The organism is Mogibacterium pumilum (genome assembly GCF_002243385.1).
Classification (GTDB): domain Bacteria; phylum Bacillota; class Clostridia; order Peptostreptococcales; family Anaerovoracaceae; genus Mogibacterium; species Mogibacterium pumilum.
The window spans coordinates 1,483,026-1,499,144 of sequence record NZ_CP016199.1; the positions used below are offsets into that span (position 1 = coordinate 1,483,026).

At 38.4% G+C, this 16,119-nt stretch carries 18 protein-coding genes and 1 pseudogene; 1 reads left to right on the plus strand and 18 read right to left on the minus strand.

Translation table 11 applies throughout. The features are described from left to right. The 13 genes and pseudogenes from AXF17_RS09215 to AXF17_RS09685 all read right to left on the minus strand — a co-directional run. The coding region (locus tag AXF17_RS09215; protein ID WP_169711337.1) for a hypothetical protein at positions 1-254 on the minus strand (254 nt) is incomplete at its 3' end. Between the two features lie 451 nt (positions 255-705). After that, positions 706-1,128 (minus strand): hypothetical protein, encoded by a 423-nt coding sequence (locus AXF17_RS07130; RefSeq protein WP_094234420.1) that lies wholly within the window; start codon positions 1,126-1,128, stop codon positions 706-708. Then, positions 1,116-1,418, minus strand: coding sequence for a hypothetical protein (locus AXF17_RS07135; protein WP_094234421.1), 303 nt, complete (start codon positions 1,416-1,418; stop codon positions 1,116-1,118). Before AXF17_RS07135 ends, AXF17_RS07130 begins: the two co-directional genes overlap by 13 nt. Before the next feature lie 523 nt (positions 1,419-1,941). Continuing rightward, positions 1,942-2,520, minus strand: a complete 579-nt coding sequence (locus AXF17_RS07140; RefSeq protein WP_157682592.1) for a TetR/AcrR family transcriptional regulator — start codon at positions 2,518-2,520, stop codon at positions 1,942-1,944. Between the two features lie 150 nt (positions 2,521-2,670). After that, on the minus strand, positions 2,671-3,858 hold the full coding sequence (locus AXF17_RS07145; protein WP_094234423.1) for a coenzyme F420-0:L-glutamate ligase: 1,188 nt from the start codon (positions 3,856-3,858) through the stop codon (positions 2,671-2,673). 365 nt (positions 3,859-4,223) lie between these two features. Then, positions 4,224-5,627, minus strand: a complete 1,404-nt coding sequence (gene gltA, locus AXF17_RS07150) for an NADPH-dependent glutamate synthase (RefSeq protein ID WP_094234424.1) — start codon at positions 5,625-5,627, stop codon at positions 4,224-4,226. A gap of 1 nt (position 5,628) precedes the next feature. Further along, positions 5,629-6,465 carry a sulfide/dihydroorotate dehydrogenase-like FAD/NAD-binding protein gene (locus AXF17_RS07155; protein ID WP_094234425.1) on the minus strand — a complete coding sequence of 279 codons (837 nt, stop codon included), beginning with the start codon at positions 6,463-6,465 and terminating at the stop codon, positions 5,629-5,631. 260 nt (positions 6,466-6,725) lie between these two features. Then, positions 6,726-7,751 carry a FadR/GntR family transcriptional regulator gene (locus AXF17_RS07160; protein WP_094234426.1) on the minus strand — a complete coding sequence of 342 codons (1,026 nt, stop codon included), beginning with the start codon at positions 7,749-7,751 and terminating at the stop codon, positions 6,726-6,728. Positions 7,752-7,773: 22 nt separating this feature from the next. Further along, a pseudogene (locus AXF17_RS07165) lies at positions 7,774-8,199 on the minus strand (M20/M25/M40 family metallo-hydrolase); the annotation flags it as partial. 213 nt (positions 8,200-8,412) lie between these two features. Then, positions 8,413-8,553, minus strand: coding sequence for a hypothetical protein (locus AXF17_RS07170; protein ID WP_237049031.1), 141 nt, complete (start codon positions 8,551-8,553; stop codon positions 8,413-8,415). 33 nt (positions 8,554-8,586) lie between these two features. Further along, entirely contained in the window at positions 8,587-9,639 is a 1,053-nt protein-coding gene (gene allD / locus AXF17_RS07175) for an ureidoglycolate dehydrogenase (RefSeq protein ID WP_094234762.1), read from the minus strand. Between the two features lie 103 nt (positions 9,640-9,742). Beyond that, positions 9,743-10,153: a (S)-ureidoglycine aminohydrolase gene (gene allE, locus AXF17_RS09680; protein ID WP_330398559.1), complete on the minus strand. Its 411-nt coding sequence runs from the start codon at positions 10,151-10,153 to the stop codon at positions 9,743-9,745. After that, the gene (locus AXF17_RS09685; protein ID WP_249025984.1) at positions 10,045-10,470 is read right to left on the minus strand and encodes a cupin domain-containing protein; all 426 of its coding nucleotides are present in this window, start codon (positions 10,468-10,470) and stop codon (positions 10,045-10,047) included. The genes allE and AXF17_RS09685 overlap by 109 nt, the downstream gene beginning before the upstream one ends. A 438-nt stretch (positions 10,471-10,908) precedes the next feature. Between AXF17_RS09685 and AXF17_RS07185 the strand changes: the two genes are divergently transcribed. Beyond that, positions 10,909-11,517: an alpha/beta hydrolase gene (locus tag AXF17_RS07185; RefSeq protein ID WP_094234427.1), complete on the plus strand. Its 609-nt coding sequence runs from the start codon at positions 10,909-10,911 to the stop codon at positions 11,515-11,517. 101 nt (positions 11,518-11,618) lie between these two features. Here AXF17_RS07185 and AXF17_RS07190 read toward each other — a convergent pair whose 3' ends face one another. From AXF17_RS07190 to AXF17_RS07210, 5 genes are all read right to left on the minus strand, one after another. After that, on the minus strand, positions 11,619-12,074 hold the full coding sequence (locus AXF17_RS07190) for a GNAT family N-acetyltransferase (RefSeq protein WP_094234428.1): 456 nt from the start codon (positions 12,072-12,074) through the stop codon (positions 11,619-11,621). 35 nt (positions 12,075-12,109) lie between these two features. Next, positions 12,110-13,099 carry an SIR2 family NAD-dependent protein deacylase gene (locus tag AXF17_RS07195; protein WP_094234429.1) on the minus strand — a complete coding sequence of 330 codons (990 nt, stop codon included), beginning with the start codon at positions 13,097-13,099 and terminating at the stop codon, positions 12,110-12,112. Beyond that, positions 13,083-13,886, minus strand: a complete 804-nt coding sequence (locus tag AXF17_RS07200; RefSeq protein WP_207651545.1) for a protein-ADP-ribose hydrolase — start codon at positions 13,884-13,886, stop codon at positions 13,083-13,085. Before AXF17_RS07200 ends, AXF17_RS07195 begins: the two co-directional genes overlap by 17 nt. 247 nt (positions 13,887-14,133) lie before the next feature. Beyond that, a complete protein-coding gene (locus AXF17_RS07205) occupies positions 14,134-14,925 on the minus strand; it encodes a hypothetical protein (protein ID WP_094234430.1) in 792 nt (263 codons plus the stop codon). A gap of 54 nt (positions 14,926-14,979) precedes the next feature. Then, positions 14,980-15,930, minus strand: a complete 951-nt coding sequence (locus AXF17_RS07210; protein WP_094234431.1) for an NAD(P)-dependent oxidoreductase — start codon at positions 15,928-15,930, stop codon at positions 14,980-14,982. Positions 15,931-16,119 lie beyond the last annotated feature (189 nt).

Below are 16,119 nucleotides of genomic sequence, written 5' to 3' on the forward strand. Positions count from 1 at the left end.
ACCGAATACCCTTCATCATTAAGATATCTTATGATTGCATCTGTATTTCTTCCTTTTTGCCAAGTAAGTATATTATTTTTTTTAGTAGTATCTAAATCAAAAACAAGGCTAATTTTAAAATTTTCTTTTTTCCATTCTTCCTTTAATTTTTCGCTTTGTTTTTTGTATGCCCCATACTCTTTAACGATTATTACTGAGGAAACACCTATTATTAACAAAATTAGTATTATAAAAATAATCTTAGTTTTTTTCATCAACGGTTTACCTTTTTATTTCTATCATTAAGTAATAAATTCTATTTTTGATTAAATATTTAATGTTCCTTTTTATTATATTTGAGATATCATATATTCCTTTTATAGTATCATTATCGACTTTTATTTTATCCTCTACTTGAATTAATGCAGTACTAAAAAACGACGGATACATCCTCATTCATAAATAATGTTTGAATATATCCCTTACTAATTTTTTGCCATCATTCTAAAAAGGAATATTGTACTATCCTTATTAAGCTTAGATCCTATTTGATTTTTAAACTGTCTAATACTCTCTCAGCAGTCTGCAATTCTAGATACTGATGCACCATAACTGTTATACATATTACATTTACTAGCAAAAACAGACATAACAATATCTTTTGTTTCCTATCCATTCTTCTAATGCTCCCATCCAGAAATAACAAGTGACTATCCATATTGCCACTCAATAAATCCACTGATACCCTGCTTCTGTCATATCCTCACGTATCTTATCTCTAATATATAACCATTTATCCATTCCCTTTATATTTTTTTTAGAACGATAATATTTTTGAAAGTCAATCAGCTGTTTTGCTTTATTATTTTTTTCTTTAATTGATATGTGATAACCTTCACTGTTTAGATATTTTATAATCTCATTAGTGTTACGTCCCGTTTTTACACTGTAGATGATCTCTCCATTGATTATTTCAAACTCTGAAACTTGACAGTCAAGGCTCAATAAATACATATTCATGTCTAATTTGATTAAGAGTTTTGTATTAAATATAGCATTACTCATTCTAAGTATGGAGTAGCACGAATAAATGGATATAAATATCGAAACTAATACAATTAAAGTAAATCTTTTATTTAATCTATCCACTTGTAGCCTCCTTCGCTAAGCTCTTTTATAATACATTCGTCATTAACCTGCGTAATATATGAATCAGTTGTTTTTGCCACTTCAATTCTTGTTAAATTTGTTGCAAGAGTTCTAGTTTTATAACTATTATTCATATCCTCAGCAAAATCCATAACCACAGATAGACCTGGTGTAGGAATAAAATCTTGGGCAACATCACTTCCTATCCTTGCCATTGATCGTTTTAATATAAAGTTATTCTCATTTATATAATTTTTCGATGCCCTTGTATGATATTGTACTACCCCCATCAATACCTTTTCCGAAAGTATGCACTATAATGTCTTTTGTAAAGTTTACTGCTCTAGTCGAACTATGAGCAACACCATTTTCATATTCCCAAGCTCCATATTCATATCTATAGGTATGAATCTTGATTGAATATCCATTATGGTATTTAGCTTGTCCGATTCAGATTTTTTTCATAACTATCGTCTATACTTATATTCTTACTCATACTCTCTCCTTTACGATACCACGTCTTATATCAAATAAATGCAAGTCTAGTAATTGTAATATAGTGTTTAAGTAACACCGTTCATTTAAACTCTTAATGCATAATTACAATTACTTTATCATAATATGAAATCTAATTGTATTAATTATATATTTTTAAATAACAGAGCATATAAAGTCCTATATAAAATTTAACTATTCGATTTTTGATTCCATTACATCAAACTATATATTACATAAAAATGACGCCTAAAAAGGCGTCTTCAAAACATCTATTATTTACTAACTTTAATAAGTTTACTATTTAAAAACTAGATATTATTTCACCCTAAACTCACCAAAGAATAATGGCATATACTTCTTGCTATATTCAGCTAGTGAGAACGAGCCATTCTTCATGCACCAGTCAGAAACAAGTGCACGTTCAAGTATTACGTAGTTATTTACTAGTTCAGAAACACTGAATTCTGTCGTTATCTCACCGTTTGCCTGCCCTGCCTCGAGGAGTTCTCCAAGCAGAGTGAAATAGTATCTGTCCTTGTCGAGCAGCTTACTTGCTTCAGTATTGGTTAGCTGACTGGCATACATATTACCAAGCAGCTTGTGGTCTATATGCTTTTCAATAAACGTATGAGTTTCAAAATTAAGAATCATCAGCGTATTAAACACACTAGTACCAGAAGGGATTTCCTCCATGATTTCCCTATATTTGTTATCGAAAACAGTAGCGAGCGTATCGAGCAAGCTCTCTTTTCCTTTAAAGTAATAATAAAAAGATCCTCTCGCCACCTGTGCTTTCTCGATGATATCGTTCATCGTCGTAGCTTCATAGCCCTTCTCTTCAAAGAGCTCCCATGCTGCTTCTATAATGCGGTTCTTGAGAATTTGTTTCTTCACTATATTCCTTCCTTTCACTAATAAACCCGCGTATATTCTACTCGATTTTGTAAAATCGGTAAAGGGATTTTGCCACGAATTTCATATAATACAAAGATATTTGTTACACGAAAAGACCCGGATAATATCCGAGCCTTTTAGTTAATTATATTAATTTGTATAGTTATCGAAATAACCCTGGATATGTACTACAGGTGTGCCCTTATCACCAGAGCCGCTAGTAAGGTCACAAAGCGAACCAATCAGGTCGGTCAGTCTACGAGGAGTAGTTCCCTCTGTCTCCATCTTACCAACTAGATTGTCGTCCTTCTCCTTGATTCTAGCAGAGATAGCCTCCCTTAATGCCTCTCCGTTCAAGTCTTTAAAATCGTTATCTGCGAGGTACTTGAGCTTAAGTTCATTAGGTGTACCCTCGAGTCCAGGTGTATATGCCGGTGATACTACAGGGTCTGCAAGCTCCCAAATCTTACCCACTGGATCCTTAAATGCTCCGTCACCATATACAAGAACCTCTACACATTTACCAGTCTTATCGAGAATAGACTTCTGAATATCAAACACAACTTTTTCACAATTCTCAGGGAAAAGCTTCACGCTATCCTCCGTGCTTTTGTTGGAACCGAGCAGTCCATACTTGCTGTTAAAACCGCTGCCATCTACAGATTCATTTAAAATCTCATCCATGCCAAGTACTGTTGCACCAGCATCCTTTAGTATGCGGTGAGTTCTCTTTCTTGTGTGAATGTCACAGTTAATGACTTTGTCAGTGTATTTCAAAATCTCTGTCGCATGATTTGCAAGAACAATTTCAACTTCAGCACCAGCCGACTCTATAACTTCTCCGTAGTACGCGAGATAATCTACCCCTGTAAATGGATGGTTATTCTCTCCAAAGAGTTCACGATACTCCTCAAGAGACATAACCTTTGAATATGGATCGATTCTAGCTTCATCTAGCTGATCCTCTGTAAGAAGTTGATTGCCAACTTCATCTCTTGGGAATGAAAGCATCAAAACTATTTTCTTAGCAGCCATCGATATACCACGTAGACAAATTGCAAATCTATTTCTCGACAGAATTGGGAATATTACTCCAATGGTATCACTGCCAAGCTTAGTCTGAACGTCCTTTGCAATTGCCTCAACACTAGCGTAGTTGCCTTGACTTCTCGCAACTACCGACTCCGTTACAGCGACAATGTCTCTGTCTCTGATTTCATACCCTTCAGCCTCTGCAGCTTCTAGTACAGAGTCAACCACAACACTTGATATATCATCGCCTTCACGAATAATAGGACATCTAATTCCTCTTGATATCGTGCCTACTTTTCTTTCCATAGTCTTCTCCATCTATCTAGCAATCCTAGATTTCATCATTTCTCATATATAGCTTATCTGTTACACCTTCAAAATTCAATAATTAATATAAAATTTAGCAAATTTGTCTTGTATATTCGTATAAATATTCGAAATTAAAGTCAAAATACGAACTTTTAAAACTTTAAATTAGTTGAAAATACGAAAAAAAGACTCTTCAATAGTTGGGCCTATAGTTTTCTTTTAAATGAAAATACCCGCCGACAGGTAAGATCGTAAACGGGCATTTTTTATGAACAATTTTATACATCATTCTGTACTTAATCATCCATAGGTATGAGGTAATGTATCTATATAAAGATTCTTTTGAACCTAGACATAGCTTGTTATTTCTGAGCTTTAAGTTTTTCGTCAATCGCTGCAGCAGCAGTCTTTCCAGCCCCCATAGCTAGGATTACTGTAGCTGCACCTGTTACAGCGTCTCCGCCTGCATAGACGTACTCTTTGCTCGATTCCATAGTCGCTTCATCGACTATGATTCCACCCCAGTTCTGTGTATCAAGACCTGGCGTAGTAGTCCTTAGAAGAGGATTTGGACTAGTTCCAACAGATATGATAACGGAATCAACATCAATAACGTAGTTTGAACCTTTAACAGGCACAGGTCTACGTCTTCCTGAAGAATCCGGCTCTCCAAGCTCCTGCTTAACGATTTCCATTCCGGTTACGTAACCCTTCTCATCACCAAGAATCTTCGCCGGGTTGTTGAGGAATTTAAAGATGATTCCCTCTTCCTTAGCATGGTGAACTTCCTCAAGTCTGGCAGGGCATTCAGCTTCACTTCGTCTATATACAATATATACTTCATCAGCACCGAGTCTCTTTGCGGTTCTGGCAGCATCCATCGCAACGTTTCCGGCTCCAACTACAGCTACCTTCTTCCCAATCTTAACTGGAGTTGGAACTTCCGGGAACTTAAAAGATTTCATGAGGTTAACTCTTGTTAGGAACTCGTTAGCTGAATATACACCAAGGAGATTCTCTCCCGGTATATTGAGGAACTTAGGAAGTCCTGCTCCGCTTCCGATAAATACAGCCTTGTATCCTTCATCCATTAGCTCGTCTATCGTAATAGACTTTCCAACAATAACATTTTTCTCGATTCTAACTCCAAGTTTCTCAACATTTTCGATTTCCTTTGCCACCAGAGACTTTGGAAGTCTAAATTCAGGAATACCATATACCAGTACTCCACCCGGCTTATGAAGAGCTTCGAAAACTGTTACTTCATAGCCCTTTCTAGCAAGCTCACCTGCACAGGTGATTCCTGAAGGACCACAGCCGATAACTGCAACCTTAATTCCGTTCTTTTCAATTTTCGAATCAACATTATTGCCTTTAGCCATATGGTAATCTGCAACAAATCTTTCCAGACGACCGATTCCTACCGGTTCACCCTTGATGCCACGAACACACTTCCCTTCACACTGATCTTCCTGTGGACATACTCGTCCGCAGATTGCAGGAAGTGCATTTTCGCTAGTAATAACTTCATATGCCGCATCGAAGTCACCCTCAGCGACTTTCTCGATAAACTCTGGAATTGGAACATTTACAGGACATCCACTTACACAAGGCTTGTGCTTGCAGTGCAGACATCTCTGCGCTTCTTCAATCGCCATCTCTGGAGTATATCCAAGCGCAACTTCATCAAAGTTTCTATTTCTTACGTTAGGATCCTGTTCAGGCATCTTGACCTTCTCAAGACTCATATTTCTATTAGTTGCCATTTTAACCCCTTCCTATCTTACATGCGTGGTCGTTCATCTCCTGCTCCTTGTCTTTGAAGAAGTTCTGACGCTCCATGCATTCCTTGAAATCAACTTTAAATCCATCAAAGTCCGGTCCATCAACACATGCAAACTTCATCTCGCCGCCAACCGTTACACGGCAGCATCCACACATACCTGTGCCATCAATCATAAGAGGGTTAAGAGATACCATTGTACGAAGTCCGACAGGCTTAGTTACATTAACCACACCATTCATCATACCTAACGAACCGATAGCAATACACTCTTCGTATTCTTCACCTTTATCTAAGAGCTCCTGAAGAACTACTGTTACGAATCCCTTTTCACCATAAGATCCATCATCTGTACAGACATAAACATTCTCACAGAATTCTCTAAACTGATCCTCAAGAATTACAAAATCCTTAGATCTTCCGCCGATGATTACATCTACCTTTACACCCATCTCTGCCAGCTTCTTAAGCTGTGGATAAATAGGTGCAGCACCGAGACCACCAGCAACACCGATAATCTTTTTATCAGTGTATTCAAGCGGAGAAGGAACACCAAGTGGACCTACGAAATCCTCAAGGTAATCACCTTCTTCCTTAGTTGCTAGTAGATTTGAAGAGTATCCAACCTTCTGATAGATGATTGTTACTGTCTCTTTCTCTCTGTCAAAATCAGCAATTGTGAGAGGAATTCTTTCCCCATCTTCATCTACTCTGATGATGATGAATTGTCCTGCCTCACACTTTCTAGCGACAAACGGAGCGTGTATCTCCATAAGTCCAAGTGCTTGGTTCAAGATTTTCTTACTAACTATCTTGTACATTTTGCCTCCATATTAAAAAAGATAATACGACTATAGTTACATAAAATCGTTTCAATGCAATCTAAGACGTTTGCACAAATAAAATTAAATAATTTTATAAAAGTTATATTGGTAAAGCCTTACATATATTTATACTACTCGTGTCCTTTAGTGTCAACATTTAATAAAAATTGGTTGAACCTATTTTATCGCAACAATGCGCCAGTTTTCAACCAATTTTCAGCGTTTCTAATTCAATTTTATAATTTAGCTCCGTTAAATTATAAATTGTAACGAAGACTCGATTCCTTAAGGTGATTTTGCATAGCCTTTGCTGCAGCCTGTGGATCTTTAGACATTATCGCATCAAACAGGATTTTATGCTCAACAAGAACTGTCGAAATTTGCGCAGGCTCAACCATAACTGTTCCACTTACTCTCTGCAGAAAACTCCTAATAGTTCCCAGCATAGATATGATAATCGGATTGCCTGAGCATTCTGCAATACATGTATGAAAATCGATATCCTCATCAAGCATTTCCTTTAGAGCTATCTGCGCATTACCAGTTCCATCGAAGCTTTCAAAAGTCGTTTCCATCCTCTTGTAGATATCAGATAATCTATTTAGTTTAACCTGATTTTCGCACTGTGCTGCTAGTTCTGCTGACTTAATCTCTAGAATAGTTCTAACAGTCAATATACTGTCAACCTGATCTCCGTCAAGAAACAGAGACCATGACAAAGGAATCGAGAAGAAGTTAGTCTCACGACTAGAGATATACGTTCCCTGTCCAAGCCTAATATCAATCATTCCTAGTACATCTAGTACCTTTAGAGACTCTCTGACCGCAGATCTACCTACACCTAGCTTCCTAGCCAGTTCTCGATCTGATTCAATCTGATCTCCACGCTTAAGCCTACCTTCAAGCATCTCGTCAGCAAAATACATGGTAAGCCTGTTTACAAGCTTACTGATACTGCCTTTTTTTTCAATACCTCGCACTAATTCTCCGTTATCCTTATGCTCCGCCAGATACTTTTCTATCTCTTTTATAAATTCCTCTGTGCTTAGCGAGAATAACATCGTATCAATCTGGAGTTTAGTACATACTGAACTCACGACTTCATTGACGCGCTCTCCGCCTTTAGATTCAAGGTTAGAGAGTGTGGCAATGCTCATCGATGGTTTGTTATCGCTCTTAGATAGGAAGTAGTCGATGAACTCCTTCTGTGTCATCTTGAGCGACCTTCTCAGCTGTCTAATGTTTTTTCTCTTGAAGGCAGAATTATATCTACCATCTACCATAGTTTTCACCATCCATCATTTTTTACTTGTTTAATAGTTCTACAATTAGGTCTGTCATCAGTACTGACGCCTTTGCAAGGTCACTGTACTTACTAAACTCAACCGGAGCGTGACTTCTACCATCCTTACTAGGCACAAATACCATTACTGAAGGTAGCTGCTGTCCGATTTCAAGCGAGTCATGACCTGCGCCACTATGCATTCTCATATATGAGAATCCACGAATTTTACATGAATCCTCAAGCTTATCTAGCATGTTCTTGCTTAGCTCAACCGGTGTAATTACAAGCTTGGTATCAATCTTGAATGAACCACCCATTATCTTGCACTCGCGTTCCAATGCGGCCTTAATTCTATTTGCTATATCATTTATATTGTCATTGTTCATTGAGCGAATGTCAACTGTAAATTCAACCTCTTCATCCATGAATCCGATTACAACGAGATCCCTCTTCGTAACATTTTGGCTTTTCGCCTAGGAAAAGTCAAAATGCAGGCTTGCTATAAACGCTAAGTCTTGCTGCAATCTTATCCTTTGCAGGCGTCTTCGAGATAACAACGAGTACCTTCTCATTGGCCATTAGAGCATCGAGAAAACTCTAATCCTCGACATCACAACTACTACCATATCGTTAGCTGTTGCGTTCATTAACTCTTCAGTCTAAAGTCTACTCTGCTTAAAAATGTCTTTGTTAGCTGGAGTTGCCATCACGATGGAAAACTTCTTAACACCTTCTACTGTGGAAACGACATTGGTAAGAAGCATTAGTGTAACAGAATCATGGTAGCTTCCTGCTTTCACAATTGTCTTTAGTATCTATTCTCTCCCTTAATATTAGTCAGCAAATCTATTCTTGTGGTCGTATCTATCGAAGTGAACTGTTTCACCCTTTAGATATTCAACTAGCTCATCTGCAACATCTAGTCCGCCTGTTGCGTAAGCTTTTTCCATTCTACTCTTAGCTCTCTCGCCAGGGTAATTAACCTTGTCAAATCCAGGAGCTGGCTTCATTGCATCTAGCTCATCTAGACACTGTCCCATAGCTGCTTTAAATGCATCTGCTCCTACGAATCTCTCTGGATCGATTACGATGTGCATCTGCCCAAGTCTTCTGCCTTCGGATAGATCGTGGTACATCGAGCTTACGTGACCACCGAAAGGAACCCCTAATAGGATTCCAGAAAACACGTCTACTAACATCATAAGTCCGTATCCCTTAGCTCCAGCGATAGGGTTAAGAGCGTTAACCTTATGTGGATCTGTTACAGGAACACCGTCTTCGTCTACGGCCCAATCTGCCGGAATCTCTTCGTGCTTAGATCTCTTATCGAGAATCTTACCCCAAGCCTGTACAGTAGTAGCCATATCGAATACGACTTTTCTGTCATCAGCTGTTGGAGCAGCGAAAGACATCGGATTAGTTCCATAGTATGGTTCTGCACCTCCGTAAGGAACAGCCATCGGATCCGACTGGCAGAATGAAATCGAAAGAAGACCTTCATCGGCAGCCATCTCTGTGTAATAGCCGATAGAACCTGAGTGGGAAAGATTAGCCATTCCAACAACAGCAATTCCGTTCTTCTTAGCCATTTCAATCGCCTTTTCCATTCCTTCCTTAGCAACAGTAAAGCCGATACCATTATCGCCATCGAGAATTCCAGAGCATGGTCCGGTTTCCTTCCAAGTCATATTTGGTTCAACTGTAATTCCACCCTTTGCTATTCTTTCGCTGTAGTACTCAACTCTTACTGCGCCATGAGAATAATACCCTCTCTCGTGTGCCCATGTAAGAATCTCTGCTGTTGTCTCAGCATCATCAGCATGTAGGCCAGCCTGCATGAGTTTATCTTTCATTAAACCCTTTAGTTCTTCTCTCGATAATTTCACTTGTTTCTCCTCCATAAACTTGCCCCTGCAAGTTCGATTTATAAAAACAGGTTCGCATGTATAACGCGAACCTGTTACCAACAATGCTTATTATTGTTTCAACTTACAGCTCAACGTCTCTGTTGCAATCCTTTGAGTAGATGTAGATAAAGTCTTCTGTACCTAAACCGTAGCAAGCCTGTGGTACGTATGAATCCATGAATACGTAGTCACCCTTCTGTAGAGGGACCCATTCATCATCAAGCACGTACATGCCCTTACCCTGTAGGAAGTACGCACCGTGCTCCTGGATGTGAGTTTCAATATATCCATGGCATGCTCCTGGAGCGAACTTCAGCAGGTGCATGTTCATATCGAATCCTAGATCCTGTGCTGCCGTAAGGAAATCCTTGCTCTGGCAGTTAGTCATACCCTCGTAATCCTTCCAAGGAGTATCATTAATGTTTGCAACAACTGTGTGAGCCTGTGTGCCAGCAAGTGGAGTGTATCTTCTTCTGTATATATATATATAAATGCATCCTTGTCGCTGTTGTTAACGAAGCTGAATGGCTTATCCACTGGTGAGTAGATGTATCCACCCTCTGTTAGGTTGGCCTCTTCATCAGCATTCTTAACTGTGAGCTCTCCGCTAATTACATATAAGAATGACTCGATTCCGTCTCCACCGATTTTGTCATTCTTTCCACCAGGATGAACTGTAAAAATGTAATCTGCAAACGATGCACCCATTGCAGGTGAACCAAGAATTGTTGTATCACAGTTCTCATATCTCGGAATTACGTTTTTTACAACGCTGTCTGGCTCAAGGATAACGTAGTTCTCTTTCTGCATACCGATCTTGTTGAAAGAAGTGTCTCTCTATAACCAGTATTATTGTTTAAATAACTCATGAAGTTTACCTCTCTTCCTCATGCTTTAATAATAATAGACTCTTTATTTGATATAAGTTGTCAATCAATTTTCTAATAAAATTAAATCATCTTTCAACCTTTTTTTCAAGTATTGGTTTAAAATTTAATGTTCATAATACCGTGCTATTGAAAACTTTGAATTTCATTTAATAATATTGTATAGTTTTATAGAACTTAATTCGTGAGATTAGCTATTTTCAAGGACTTTAACAAATTTATCTGATTTGTAATATTTGTGATATTTTGTGGTCATACCTTTCAATACATGTTAGTGTTTAATAAATTCAGATAAGAGGTTAGATTTTTTTCCTTTAGACAAAAATATCTTGTGGTCTGAAAACAGGAGTTTCTTAAAATTATGATATTAACTAAGAGCATTGCATTAAGCAAAGAAGATTTAAACAATTCATCGAGAAGATTTACGTTATACTTTCCTAGCGATTCCGAGATACGTGCTCTAATCGTATATATTCATGGTGGCGGATTGCTGTGTGGCCACGCACAGGATTTGCCAGCTTTACATAGGGAGCAGCTTGTAGGTAAAGGATACGCAATTTTAGCTATCGACTACCCTCTTGCTCCACAGGCTAAAATCAATACTATTTTGGATGACGTAATTGATTCTATCAATAAATGTTTTGAGGTGACTGATTTCAGTAGTGAACTCCCGTTATTCGTCTGGGGACGTTCTGCAGGTGCATATCTCACACTGCTCGCATCTGCGAGCAAAAAGCTCCACATCAAATTGAACGGAATAATTTCATACTACGGGTATGGATTTCTATGTGACAGATGGTACGATACACCGAGTACATACTATGCAGAACTTCCTGCTGTGGATGAAGCCTCTACTAAGATTCATGATACTGATAATGTGTACCGTGGCTCTATTGATACTTACTATAGCACATATATATGCAAGGCAGACCGGCAAGTGGAAAGACTTGATATACGAAGGACGAGATAAGTACTTCTTTTTACTATATACGTTAAGAAACGTATATAATCTCCCTGCACCTTTATTTGCCGCACATAGCACAGGCGACACAGATGTTCCATATAGCAAATTCATCGGAATTTTCTCATAGTATATTTTAACTTTGGCTTCTCAATTACTTTCTCTATTCTAAATCCTTGTTTTTCATATAAGTTCTTAGCAATTTTATTAGAATCGAAAACTGATAAAGTAATGCTATTAATATTTTTATTATCAAACATGTATTTTAGAAACTCTTTTAATGCCATTGAACCTACGCCTAAGCCCGTTTTGGTAGGGTTTATTACAAACCTACCGATGTGGATACTGTCTTTATTTGATCTTATTTCTTGTATCATCCCAACAAATTCATCGTCGTTGAAAATTGAAAAAACATTTTCAAGTTTTCTTATTTTGTCACAATCAAGTGGATAAGACACCTTGTTCCCCATCCATTGTTCTTGAAAATTCTTCCCCTTCTCATTAGACCATTCACATAAAGACAATGCATTATTATCACTTATACCTTTTTCAATAGAAATATTCATACAAACTCGAAACTCCCCTAAGTCATTAATTAGAATTATAATATTCTTTCAAGCACATCACCGATATCGCTACTTATACATATACTTCTATCTTCAAGCTCTATTGGACAGAATGCCTCCCCATAATTAACACACACATAGGTTGAATTCTTATTTGTAATCGACATCTGCCAGAACGGAAACTTTATTATCACCGGTGTATTTGCACCGACACCAAGCTCTAGAAATAGCACATTCATATTCTCATGTCTACGCAGGAAATCCGAGTACCTTGCCGAAGCTTCTCGCCAGCCAGCATCTTCAACGAATGTCCCATCAGCTCTCAGGTTATTTGTAACTGGTCCTCCTGTGGTTGGCATAACAGGGATTAGCTCAGAAGGTATTTGCATCTTAATCGACTTGTCACGAGGCACATCAAACTCACCAGAATCATCTCGTATAAACCCTTGTGCTTCCATAGCCCTAATTACCCAATCTTCGTTGTCAAACGTCATGCCGTCCATACCATTTTCACTCTGGAATAATCCAAAGTCTCCCTGCGTATAGAACAGCCTCTTTTTATCAAAGCCAGCCCTCTGGAACTGATGATCAACATTCGTAGTTACTACAAAATAATCTTTTCCTTCCACAATCTGCAGTAGCTTGTCATAAACAGGCTTAGGAGCCTTTATATATCTGTTGTAATAAATTGCTCTTGCCCACCAAGCCCATCGAGTCTCGTCATCAGGGAATGTAAAAAATCCTCCAGAGTATATATCAGTTATTCCGTACTCGTTTGCAAAATCAAAAAAGTATCGCTCAAAGCGCTCACCTCTATATGTAAAACCTGCAGAGGTTGAAAGCCCTGCCCCTGCACCGATAATTATAGCATCGGCTGTCTCTATAGCTGCAGCCAGTTTCTCCACCCTTTCTAAAGTAGAGCCTTCACCATAAACCATCTGGCCTTTCAGACAGCTCATCACCGCCTGTCCTCTCTCTATGCTCTCTATATATCCATTAGGTATATCTCTAAATGAGTTTCTCATAATATCCTCTATCTTCATCCTTAAATACGTTAAATATCACTCTTTCCATAACCCCTTGGTGTTCCGAAAGCCAGCCTCTTACGGTGTTAACCGCAATTTCTGCAGCGCGCTCGTTAGGAAAGTGAAATACTCCTGTTGATATACAGCAAAACGCTACTGTCTTTAAGTTATTTTCTAAGCACATATTAAGCGTGTTGATGTAGCAATTTGCAAGGTCTTGCTCAAGTTCAGGAGTAAGGCTGAACTGCACAATAGGTCCAACAATATGGATAACTTTCTTCGCTGGTAAATTATATCCGTCTGTAAGCATGGGAATTCCCGTCGGCTGTTGGTAGTCAGTTCCGAACTTGGCTCTTAGCTGGTTCATGTGTTTATTGCATTCCTCTCTAAGTTGCACCCCTGCGAATGTGTGAATGCAGTTATCTATACAAGTATGCATAGGGATAAAACAGCCGAGCATCTGTGAGTTGGCAGCATTTACAATTGCATCTACAGATAACCTAGTGATATCACCTTGCCAGATAGACAAGCAATCACTTCTAACGGGAATTTCATTCACTTCCACAATTCCATGCTCCTCTGCCACGCCTTTTAAATATTCATCTTGAACTTTCAAAATTAAGTCATCGATATGTCGCGGACTACGGATGTTCATCAGCGAACGAAGAAGCCTCCTTTTACCAACAACATCCCCTGGTGTCTGTAAATCCTTATAATCTATAGAATCAGCTTTGAACTCCTTGACTAGGAAATCCAGCCTTTCATCTTGTGTCATCTTTTCATTCATATCTAGCCCCGCTTTCATAATCCTATGGAAATTATATCAAAAAACGCTCATTCACTCCATATTTGAGTGAATGAGCTTAATACATTTTGATCCTAAATTGCAATTTCAAGTTGAACACTTGAGGCAATTAATTAAACTACCTGATCTTTGTTAACTGAATATACCTAATCTAGTAACTCTCAAAAATACCGTATTCGTGGCTATGAATACGGTATTTTACTTTCAAATTTTAATTAAATTCTCACATCTACTGCATCTCGAAAACGAAAGGCAATTTAAACTCATTGCCATTGCTATCTCCACCTTCTAGTGTAAATGTGAACGGCAAGTTTTGATCAATCCTCTTAAATATGATTACCCCAGAAGTCGTCTCTCCTGCCTTTACACGCTTTTCTAAATGAACATCCTCATATATGAAATTTTCAGCATCAGACATGTAGTCGTTACCATCCTGAACGATAAGACTCTGCTCAGGAAAGATTTCAATCGTCTTCTTTGTACCGTTCTTCACTTTGATATAAACCCTTGTATCATCGCTGGTGAAGTCGATTTTCTCGATAGATGCAGAGACGCCCTTCTCCTTGACATCATATCCGATATCAAGCGTATCCTCTGCAGGAATCGCGTCAGTCGATTTAATTTTCTTAATCTTCTTGGCCTTTAGCTTCATAGCGTCCATCTCAACGCCCTCTTCATCTACAACTGCTACTTTGCCAAGAATTTTACCACTAACCTTAATATATTCACCCTCTTCGTACTTTACTTTATCATCACCAAGAACTACTACAGTAGGATGTTCGGCCTTAACGAAGTTTTCAAACGCCTGAAGATGAACCTCGCCCTTGACATTATCAATAGCTACTATCTGCATAGTCAGATTCTTTACAGTCTTACCTTTAAAATCTTCTGGATGATCATACAGCTCTTTAATTTTAGATTCGCTAAATGACGAAGAACAACCAGGCATCGTCAGTACGATTGTTAATCCAAGTAGCAATACGATTATGAATTTTATTGAATGTCTCTTTGGTGTAGTCATACACACCTCCTACAGAACGCGAAGTTTCTGCTAAAAAATAATATTTACGATGCCCTACAGTACCTTTCTAATCTGATTTCCACCAATCCATGATGTCACATTCTCAAATACCATCTCTGCACGTCTATCTATGGATTCTCTCGTATCAAAGCCAACGTGTGGTGTGCATAATAGATTAGGGACACCGATTAGCGGATGACTTTCTGGCAATGGTGGATCTTTCTCAAAAACGTCAATTCCGGCCTTGATTCGTCTTTCTTTAAGAGCTTTTGCGAGAGCTTCAGTCTCAATAACCGGACCTCTTGCCGTATTCACGATTATTGCGCCCTGCTTCATTGCGGCAATTTCTTTCTCTCCGATTAAACCTTTTGTCTCAGGTGTTAACGGAGTATGAACTGAAATGATATCAGCTTTTGCCATAACATCGATAAGCGACATATATTCGAGCCCCAGTGCCTTAGCTGCGATCTTTTCGCTTCTATTATATCCGATGAGTTTGCATCCAAATACCTTGAAAATAGCAGCAGCTCTTACACCAATTGCACCAGTACCCACTATTCCGACAGTTTTGCCAGCTAATTCATAACCAGCGAGGTTTCCTTTGCCAAGCCCATCTTGTACAACAGCATTGCATTCTGTGATGTTTCTCAGGCAGTCTAGAGTTAGTCCAATCGCTAGTTCAGCTACAGCATCATCACAGTATCCGCCAGTATTTGATATAAGTACACCAGCTTTCTTGCAAGCTTCAACATCTACATGATCTATTCCTACAAATGCAACTGATACTAGCTTTAGTTTCTTATCTGCCCTGATAACTTCTCCAGGAAGCGGATGATTAGCGATGATGAGAACCTCCGCATCTTCTGCACGTTCTATCAGCTCATCTGTATCAGTGGTAACGGTGTCATATGCCTTAAATGTATGTCCCTGTTCAGTTAATTTATCAGATAGTCTCTTCAAGGTGTCCTCGGAAATACCTAATGGCTCCATAAGAATAATCTTCATTTTTTAGTTCCCTTTGTGTTTAATCTTTATAGCAATATCATTATAACACAATTGAATAAATTCATATCTTAAATATGCATTTCCTCCAATTTATTAAAATTACTTATTGTGAGTGTTGCGAGAAAGCAGAAGAGAAATAGCATGCATTTGCTGTAATGGAACTTATTCACCAAGTACAGCTCATACTAA